The organism is Paenibacillus yanchengensis (assembly GCF_042684845.1).
In the GTDB taxonomy this organism is placed as follows: domain Bacteria; phylum Bacillota; class Bacilli; order Paenibacillales; family Paenibacillaceae; genus Pristimantibacillus; species Pristimantibacillus yanchengensis.
On the sequence record NZ_JBHUMH010000028.1, the window covers coordinates 1 to 693 of the forward strand.

Below are 693 nucleotides of genomic sequence, written 5' to 3' on the forward strand. Positions count from 1 at the left end.
AGCATCCCTGTAGGATAGAGATAGGCCGGACGAAGGCACTATTCTATCTTAGGAGATGCTCTACTATGAAGTTTAAACAACGTGACGCACAAAATCAACGTATAGAACGAATTACTACAAATCATTTGGTTATCGGTGTGGATATCGCAAAGGAAATACAAGTTGCACGCGGAGTAACCTATCGTGGTATTGAGATAGGGATTCCATGTTCATTTACAAATGATCGCTCCGGCTTCGAACAATTTCAACAATGGATGCAGTCCATACAGCGACAACATGGTAAAACGGAAATCATCATCGGGATGGAACCCACTGGCCACTATTGGCTGAACCTGGCTCACTGGCTTCTTGAACAAAAGTATGAGGTGGTTGTGGTAAACCCTTATCATGTCAAATTAAGTAAAGAAAACCGAGACAATTCACCCACAAAGAACGATGTCAAAGATGCGCTGGTCATCGCGGACATGATCAAAAACGGTTACTTCTCTCCACTGCGCTTGCCTACTGGCAAGTTCGAAGAACTGCGGATTCTTTTCGGTAGCCGTGAGTTTGCTGTTAAACAATTGGTTAGCATCAAAAATCAGGTGCAAAGATGGTTGGACATTTGGTTTCCCGAATACCATCACGTTTTTAAAGATTGGACCTGTAAATCATCGCTCGCGACGCTCCAGCTCTTTCCGCTACCGGCGGACG

The 693-nt window shown here is 44.4% G+C and carries 1 protein-coding gene; it reads left to right on the top strand.

Annotated elements, in window-relative coordinates:
- Nucleotides 1-65 precede the first annotated feature (65 nt).
- Nucleotides 66-693, top strand: a 628-nt coding sequence (locus ACFSTH_RS11425) for an IS110 family transposase (protein ID WP_377793675.1), incomplete at its 3' end; no start/stop codon positions are given.